We start from the raw sequence: 7,660 nt of genomic DNA, 5'->3' as shown, positions 1-7,660 counted from the left end.
CATCTCACCTCATGCAACGAGTGCGGCTGGGGACGGTTGCGCGGCGGGTCGTCGGTTTGCCTGGCGCTGGGCCAGGTTCCTGATGACGAGCTTGGCAATGGCGTCCGGTTCGGCGCCGGCCTCCAGCGCGAAACGGCTGGCCGACACAAGAAAGCGTGGCGGCAGGTCGGGTACTCGCCCCGCCGCGATCTGGATTCCGCCGCGCCGGATGCGGGCTTCGTCGGCGCGCGTGAATGGAATGGCATCGGCCAGCGCGTGCTGGCCCAGCCCCCGCCGAGGCTGGTAGGCGATCTCGTCGACCACCGCCGGGATGAGGCGCGGCACCGACGCAAGCAGCACCGGAGGCAGCCTGTGGCCGCGCGACGGATTGTAGAGCGCGTGCCAGACGCGTTCCGCGCGCGCCGCCTCGGCCGCGAAGCCCATGCGGCGCAGCATTTCGGTCAGGATCAGGACCCGGATCCAGCCGGTCGGATGGGCGCCGCCGGGGCGATAGGTCAAGGCGCGCGCGCCGGGATGGGCGAGGAACTCCATCATGCCCCAGACCGACGCCGTGCCGCCGAGCAGCAGCGCCGCCAGATCGGCGAAAATCTCCTTGTGCCAGCGGCGCAGGATGGTCACCACGAGCGGATCGAAGCGCATCGAGGCTAGCCGGTTGCCGACCGCCTGCGCGTTCTCCTGCCACAAGCCCATATCGGCCTGCAGATTATGCGCGACCTCATGCAGGAATACCGATTGCCAGGGATTGTCGCGGTCCCAGGGGACGCGGATCACCGGGAACGGATTGCTGTCGCCGAGCAACCGCGCCAGCGCCACGCCACGACGCTGCGTCGCCGGCGAATAGCCGTGTTCCATATAGGTCAGCGGCTTCAGCAGCGGGCCGGCGAAGACGCCGGGCAAGGCCGCGCGGACGACGGTATAACAGTCCATCGCGATCGCGTCATGGGCGGCCAGCGCCGGCGCGAAGCCCGAGCCGCGCTGCGACATCACCTCGAAGAACATGCCGAAGCTGCGGCGCAGCCGGTCGATGCTGCGGTCGAGCAACGCCATCTGGGTGAGAGCCGCCTGCGCCGTTGCCGGCGGCCAGCCGCGTTCGATCACGGCGATCTGCCGATTGATGGCGTTGCCGATGGCGGCCAGCCGCCGGTTGGCGGCGTGGAAATGGGCTCGCGACGGCGCATAGGGCAGGTCTTCGGGACGCAGCCCGATGCGCCGCGGCGTCAGCCGGTTCAGGCGCTGCGCGCGCGCCTTCAGCGCCCGCAACTTGGTGTCCAGGAACCGCCTGGTCGAAGAACCCGTGCGCATCGCCACGATCCTTCTGGTTGCACCGAGAGGGTTTCAGTTGGGCCGGATGGTGATGCTGACCGGACCGCGGATGACGATGCGCCGCCGGCGCCCGGAACCCTGGCCCTGGCCATAGCCCGGAGCATACCCACCGGTCCAACCGCCAATGCCGCCCATTCCCCCGAGCGCCCGCCCGGCGGCGCGCGCCAGGATGCGTGCCGGAGCCATGCCGGAGCGGACCGCCGCGGCCGTGCGGCGCACGATCCGCCGCCCTCTCTGCAAGGGCTGCGTCAGCTGCCGGCGCAAGCCATGCCCGCGTGCCGCGACACGGCGCGCGGTGCGCGCCAGCACCATTGGCCGCACAGAAGCCGGGGTGCGCCGGGTGACCGCCGTGCGGCGCACGCTGTTGGCGATGCGCGGCAAGGCGCGGATCGCGGTCGGCCCGCCACGGTTGACGAGCTGGGTGGCGGCGCGGCGCACGGTGCGCACCGCCTGGATGCGGGCGGCCGCCGGCATGCGGGCGGCGGCGGGGCCGAGCACGCGTCTGGCGGCGAGCCCCGCGACCAGCGGGATGGCGGCGCGATTGCGCACCGCGAGCTCGGCGAAGGCGTCGAGCGCTTCGTCCTCCGAGGCTTCGTCCGCCATCAGCTGGCCGATGACATTCGCGACGCCGCCAATTGCCGTGCCGTAGCCTGGGATGAGGCTGGCGACCGGCGCCACGGCGCGGGCGATGCGGCCGATGGTGGGAGCGGCACGCCGCACGGTGCGCACGGCGCCGCGTATGCCGCGGGCGATGCGCCGGAAGAACTCGTCGCTGTCTTCAGCCGCGAGCGCGAAGCCCAGCGCTTGGTCCCAGCCGTCATCGTCGCCCTCGTCGAAATCGTCGCTCTCGTCGAAGTCGTCGCCTTCATCGAATTCGTCGCCGGCGTCCATCTCGTCGAAGCTCGAAGCCTCGTACTCGTCGCCCGCGTCATACTCGTCGCCCTCGTCGCCTTCATCGGCACCTTCGAAGCCGTCGCCTTCGTCCATTTCGTCGAATTCGTCATAGCTGTCGGCGGGGCCTTCCGCTTCATCAAAGGCTAGGTCGTCGAACATCGATTCGTCATACCCGTCCATCTCGAGATCTCCTCTTGAGCGATCGGCCCCTCAGGAGAGCGGGACCAAAGCGATTAACGCCGGTCGGGATAGTCCCCCCTGAAGTGATCGCCCTCAAGTCGGCAGGACTGGGTAGCTCGAAGATGGTCGTCAGTATCGGCGACTATTCAGGTGCGGAATTTTGTGCTTAAAACAAATATATTGCGAGTATTATTTTACTATAATTTTATTATAAACGGATTTACGGCTGATATCTGACGTGAAGCGCCAAAAATTGGAGAAAGGCCCATAAATACTTCGCGGCATGCTGAAAGCCGCCGTCGCCGGCCAGGCTCGCCATAAGGTTGGGAAGTCTTCCTCGTCTTTACCGCAACGCAACACCCTTCTCAGTTCGGCCATATCTCCTGCCGTGATCACGATCATCATCATATCGCCTGCGCGGCGTGGAAAATTATTCGTCGCGATGGCTTTTGAAGGGCCAATAGTTTCTTTCCGGGCAAGGGGGAGTCGATGAGACTTGTAGGCATTGGCGGCGGAAGGAAACCGGTAAAGGAGCCTGATATGCCCAGAATAGTACCCGTGCTCGATTTGAGCCGCTTTGAGCAAGGCGCATCGGAACGTCGGACATTTCTGGCGGATCTCCGCTCCGCCTCGCGTGACATCGGCTTTTTCTACCTGGCCGGACACGGGATCTCCTGGGCCGAGATCAGCGAGGTGCTCACCGCGTCCCGCCGCTTCTTTGCCTTGGCCGAGGCCGACAAGCTCGCGATCGAGATGGTCAAGTCCTCGCAGTTCCGCGGCTATACGCGCGCCGGCGGCGAGCTGACCAAGGGCAAGGCCGACTGGCGCGAACAGCTCGATATCGGCGTCGAGCGCCAGCCCATAGCGCAAGGCCCCGGAATTCCCGCCTGGACGCGGCTGCAGGGGCCGAACCAGTGGCCGGCTGCGTTGCCAGAACTCAAACCCGCCCTGCTGGCATGGCAGGCCAAGGCGACAGGGGTGGCCATCAGGCTCTTGAAAGCCTTCGCGCTGTCGCTCGACCAGCCAGAGGATGCCTTCGACCCGATCTACCGTGAGCAGCCAAACCACCGCATGAAGATCGTGCGCTATCCGGGCCGTGAGGCGACCGGCGGTGATCAAGGTGTCGGCGCGCACAAGGATGGCGGTTTCCTGACGCTGTTGCTTCAGGATGACAATAAGGGGCTGCAGGTCGACTATGATGGCAGCTGGGTGGATGTGGATCCCATTCCCGGCACGCTCGTCGTCAACATCGGTGAATTGCTCGAGCTGGCCTCGAACGGCTATTTGCGTGCGACCGTGCATCGCGTCGTGACGCCGCCCGCCGGCATTGAACGCATTTCGGTGCCGTTCTTCTTCAGCGCCAAACTCGATGCGACGATACCGCTGCTCGAACTCCCCGAGGAATTGGCGACGCAGGCGCGCGGGCCGGCCAGCGATCCGGACAATCCGCTGTTTCGCGATGTCGGAACCAATGTGCTGAAAAGCCGGCTGCGCTCGCATCCCGACGTCGCGCGCCGCCATTACGCCGACCTGCTTGAGCCGGAAACCGGAGCGGGTTGAGCCTGTTGCCACAAGAACGAATGGATTTTTTGCAGTCCCGGCTGATTTTGGAAAATCGTTCGTCGCATCTGCGTGAAGATCGGTTCAAAAGAGAAAAATCCGTTCGGTGTTCTCCTCCCATTTCGCTGAACGGTGTTCCCCTCTGAAGGTTGTGACCTTCTTTTGGCCGGGCGTTTCGCGCCCGGCCATTTTTCTTTCCGCCTTGCGCGTTGCCGGTGCGGCGTTGATCCGGCAGACTTCGGCATGCGCCAACCGTTGCAATCAGTGGAAGAAGGAGAGGTCACATGACATCCAATGTCGCCGTCATTGCCGGAGCGGGTTCTGGATTGAGCGCATCGCTGGCGCGTCTTCTCGCCAGGGAAGGGTTCCAAATCGTCCTGGGCGCTCGAAATATCGAGAAGCTCGGTGCATTGCAGGCGCAAGCCGGCGCGCAAGCCGTGGCGACGGATGTCTCGGATCCGGCCTCGGTGGAGCAGCTGTTTGATGTCGCCGACAAGGCTGGCCCGCTTTCCCTCGTGATTTTCAACGCCAGCGGCCGCGCTCGCGGCCCGATAGCAGAGCTCGATCCCGAGGCGGTCCGTCAGGCGCTATTGGTCGGGGCCTATGGTGGGTTCTTGGTGGCTCAGCAGGCGGCCCGCCGGATGCTGGCCTTGGGCTCGGGGTCGATCCTTTTCACCGGCGCGACGGCAAGCGTGAAGGGGTTCGCCGGGTCTGCCGGCTTTGCCATGCCCAAATTCGGATTGCGCGGGCTGGCGCAATCCATGGCCCGTGAACTGGCGCCCAAGAACATTCACGTCGCGCATTTCATCATCGACGGGGCCATCGCCTCGGCCGCGTCTGGACAGGAGTCCGAGCTGCAGGACCGCCGGCTGTCGCCGGATGCGATCGCCGCGGCCTATCTCTCCATCCACCGCCAGCACCGCAGCGCCTGGACCTGGGAAATGGAGCTCAGGCCATGGGTCGAAAACTTCTGACCGCATCAGCGATCCATGCGACCTTTGCATGGCTCGTGTGCACAGGCCTTGAGGAGAGTCGACATCGCATGAGGATGTCACTATATAGCGGCGGCTTCGATGGCTCGCGCCTTGAAGCGTAACGTCATAAGGCGGCTGCAGCGACAGCCATTGAGATACGAAACGGACTGGAAGCCGTAAAAGGTAGAAGCAATTGCTCGGAGCGGGCAGATCCCGCCAACGGTACAGTCCTTCAGAATCAGAAAATGTTCTTCACCCCTCGATTTCCTTCGGCTCTGTGGACCCTGGACGGCATTGGCTTGCCGGCTGGCCGCGACTCGGCTGGAATGGGAGCATGCATCCTTTGCGGGATGCCGACGTTTATGATTACCAACCGGCTTTGCCGCCAGGGAAAAGCAGTATGAGTGAACATGCGATCGAGTTCTTGCGGGGATGGATCGGTGAAAAGGTCCATTGCCAGTCCCACGCCAGGATCGAGAAACAGGCCGAGACATTGGCCCGCGAATGCGCCGCCAAGGCAGCCGAGGTCGGCATACCGCTGGAGGACATCCAGGAGGAAGTCGGCGACATCCAGGAATTGATCGCTTCCCGGCTCGAGGAAGCTGCCGAGGCGGACGAAAACCAGCAGGCTTCCAGCAAGGCCGCGGAATAGATTTTCAGGGACAATCCTGTCTGAAAGCGCGGGCCGTTCGGCCCGCGTTTTCGTCTCAGCCGAACTTTTCTTTCAACCACGTCTTTGGCAGCGCCGGCACGAAATTGCCGTCGCGGCCGGTCATGTCGTCATTGGCGACCAGGGCGTTGAGGATCGATTCCTCCACCGCCTGGATCACCGCGTCGAAGAACGGGTCGATGTCTGCGTCGGGAATGAAATCGGCGCTGGCGATGCGGCCAGACAGCCCCAGCGCCGCGGCGGGATTGGCCGTCGAGAAGGCGAGGAAGATGTCGCCCGAACTGTGATAGCCGAAGCCGCCGGTCATGGCGACGCCGAGCGGCACACGCCGTGCCAGCCGCTTCATCTGGTGCGGCAGGAACGGCGCGTCGGTGGCGATGACGGCGATGATCGAACCCTTTTCCGCGCGCGACGTGGCTTCGCGGATCGCTGGTTCGGTGAGTTCGGGATCGGCGCGCCGGCCACGCATCGTGAAATTGTGCCGCTTGCCGAAATTCGACTGCACGAAAGCGCCGGCCGTGTAGGTGCGCCCCTGCCATGCGACGATGCGCGATGCCGTGCCCGAGCCTGCCTTGAAGCCGAAGGTGATCATGCCGGTGCCGCCGCCGACGCTGCCTTCCTCGACCGGTCCGCCGGCCGCGCCGTCGAGCGCCTCGGTGACATGCTCCGATGTCAGATGGTGGCCGTTTATGTCGTTGAGAAACCCGTCATAGGTCTCCGCCGCCACCGGCAAACCCCAGGCGCTGTCGATCGCGGCCGGCAGCACCCGGTTCATCCAGCGCAGCGTGCCGTCACGCGAAACACCGCAGGAATGCGTGTTGGTGATGGTGATCGGGAAGTTGAAAGCACCGGTTTCCTCGATGATGTGCGAGCCGGTCAGCTCGCCATTGCCGTTTTGGCTGAAGATGCCGGCGAAGACCGGCGTCGCCAGCTCGGCGCGAGGCCTGGGCAGGATGGCGGTCACGCCGGTGCGCACCGGTCCCTTGCCGACGACAAGCGCACCATCGCCTGAAATCAGCGTCGTATAGCCGACCGCGACCCCCGGCACGTCGGTGATCGCATTGAACGGCCCAGGCGTGCCGTCGAAGTCGATATTGAAGCTTCGCGCGCGCGGCTTGCCCGACGGTGTTGCCAGATGGTGCGGATTGTCGGTCATGCTCTTAGAACAAGGATCCCTGATTGCCGGGTTCTCTCGTCTTGGCAACTGGGGCCTTGGCCGCGGGCCTGGCGGCGGGCTTTGGCCGCGCCGCGCCGCTGGTTGCCACCGCATCGGCAGTGCCGTCGGCGAACTCCAGCGAAAGCGCCATACCCGACGCCACGTCCGCGGCCTGCTTGATGACGGCGCCGTCGGCATCCTTCACCAGCACGAAGCCGCGCGCCAGGACGGCCTTGTGCGACAACGTCGCCATCAGCCGGTCGGCCTGGATGATGCGGCCGCGCAACCGCTCCAGCCTAAGCAGCATCGCCTGGCCGCCGCGTCGCGTCAAAGCGGTCAGCAAATCTCTATGAACACGTTGCCGCCGTGCTGTCGGCTCGATCGTGATGCGGCCCTGCAGCAAAGCCAGTTGCTGCCTGTGCCGTTGCAGCGATGCCTTGGCGCATTTTGGCAACTGATCCGCTGCACGATTGAGTTCCGCCCGCCGGCTTCTCGCCAGAGTACGCAGCGCCCGTTGCGCACGCAAAAGATTACGGTCGTTGGTGCGCCGCGCCTCGGCAATCCGCTGCGACAGCATCGCCGGCGTCAATTTTACGGCGAAGAATCGTGCCCGCTTGCGCTCGGTGGAAACCATCAGGCCACGGCCGAGCCTCGACGTCGCTTCGTCGAGGCGCCGGCGCGGCAGCGCCAGCAATTGATCGGGCGAAGGCAGCGCACGCGCTGCTGCACGTGTTGCTTGCCGCTTGCGCTCGAAATTGCGCAGGACGGCTGCCTTGAGCCGTGCGCCGAGGCTGGCCAGCGTCGCTTCGAGGTCCGCCTTCACCGGTACGGCGATTTCGGCCGCGCCTGTCGGTGTTGGCGCCCGCACATCGGCGACGAGACCGATTGGACGCTGATCGACCT

9 protein-coding genes are annotated in these 7,660 nt (G+C 65.0%); 3 read left to right on the top strand and 6 right to left on the bottom strand.

Features of this window, described 5'->3' with window-relative positions:
* Positions 1–9 precede the first annotated feature (9 nt).
* From EOA36_RS20470 to EOA36_RS38370, 3 genes are all read right to left on the bottom strand, one after another.
* Positions 10–1,302, bottom strand: a complete 1,293-nt coding sequence (locus EOA36_RS20470; RefSeq protein WP_127279168.1) for a hypothetical protein — start codon at positions 1,300–1,302, stop codon at positions 10–12.
* 33 nt (positions 1,303–1,335) lie between these two features.
* Positions 1,336–2,397: a hypothetical protein gene (locus EOA36_RS20465; RefSeq protein WP_127279167.1), complete on the bottom strand. Its 1,062-nt coding sequence runs from the start codon at positions 2,395–2,397 to the stop codon at positions 1,336–1,338.
* A 189-nt stretch (positions 2,398–2,586) separates the two neighbouring features.
* On the bottom strand, positions 2,587–3,063 hold the full coding sequence (locus EOA36_RS38370) for a hypothetical protein (RefSeq protein ID WP_245464415.1): 477 nt from the start codon (positions 3,061–3,063) through the stop codon (positions 2,587–2,589).
* Between EOA36_RS38370 and EOA36_RS20455 the strand changes: the two genes are divergently transcribed.
* Positions 2,956–3,957: an isopenicillin N synthase family oxygenase gene (locus EOA36_RS20455; protein ID WP_245464414.1), complete on the top strand. Its 1,002-nt coding sequence runs from the start codon at positions 2,956–2,958 to the stop codon at positions 3,955–3,957. The genes EOA36_RS38370 and EOA36_RS20455 overlap by 108 nt on opposite strands.
* Positions 3,958–4,041: 84 nt before the next feature.
* Here the strand turns inward: EOA36_RS20455 and EOA36_RS37335 are convergent, their stop codons facing one another.
* Positions 4,042–4,209, bottom strand: a complete 168-nt coding sequence (locus tag EOA36_RS37335; RefSeq protein WP_167531258.1) for a hypothetical protein — start codon at positions 4,207–4,209, stop codon at positions 4,042–4,044.
* A 32-nt stretch (positions 4,210–4,241) separates the two neighbouring features.
* On the opposite strand from EOA36_RS37335, the gene EOA36_RS20450 reads away from it, so the two are divergent.
* Positions 4,242–4,931: an SDR family NAD(P)-dependent oxidoreductase gene (locus EOA36_RS20450; RefSeq protein WP_127279164.1), complete on the top strand. Its 690-nt coding sequence runs from the start codon at positions 4,242–4,244 to the stop codon at positions 4,929–4,931.
* A gap of 400 nt (positions 4,932–5,331) precedes the next feature.
* On the top strand, positions 5,332–5,583 hold the full coding sequence (locus EOA36_RS20445; RefSeq protein ID WP_015316487.1) for a DUF768 domain-containing protein: 252 nt from the start codon (positions 5,332–5,334) through the stop codon (positions 5,581–5,583).
* A gap of 55 nt (positions 5,584–5,638) precedes the next feature.
* Here EOA36_RS20445 and EOA36_RS20440 read toward each other — a convergent pair whose 3' ends face one another.
* Both EOA36_RS20440 and EOA36_RS20435 read right to left on the bottom strand, forming a co-directional pair.
* Positions 5,639–6,757 (bottom strand): P1 family peptidase, encoded by a 1,119-nt coding sequence (locus EOA36_RS20440; RefSeq protein WP_127279163.1) that lies wholly within the window; start codon positions 6,755–6,757, stop codon positions 5,639–5,641.
* A 4-nt stretch (positions 6,758–6,761) separates the two neighbouring features.
* On the bottom strand, positions 6,762–7,660 hold an 899-nt coding region (locus EOA36_RS20435; RefSeq protein ID WP_281040069.1), incomplete at its 5' end, for an exodeoxyribonuclease VII large subunit.

Origin of the sequence: Mesorhizobium sp. M8A.F.Ca.ET.021.01.1.1 (genome assembly GCF_003998025.1) — a bacterium.
In the GTDB taxonomy this organism is placed as follows: Bacteria; Pseudomonadota; Alphaproteobacteria; order Rhizobiales; family Rhizobiaceae; genus Mesorhizobium.
This window is presented reverse-complemented; position numbering and strand designations above follow the sequence as displayed.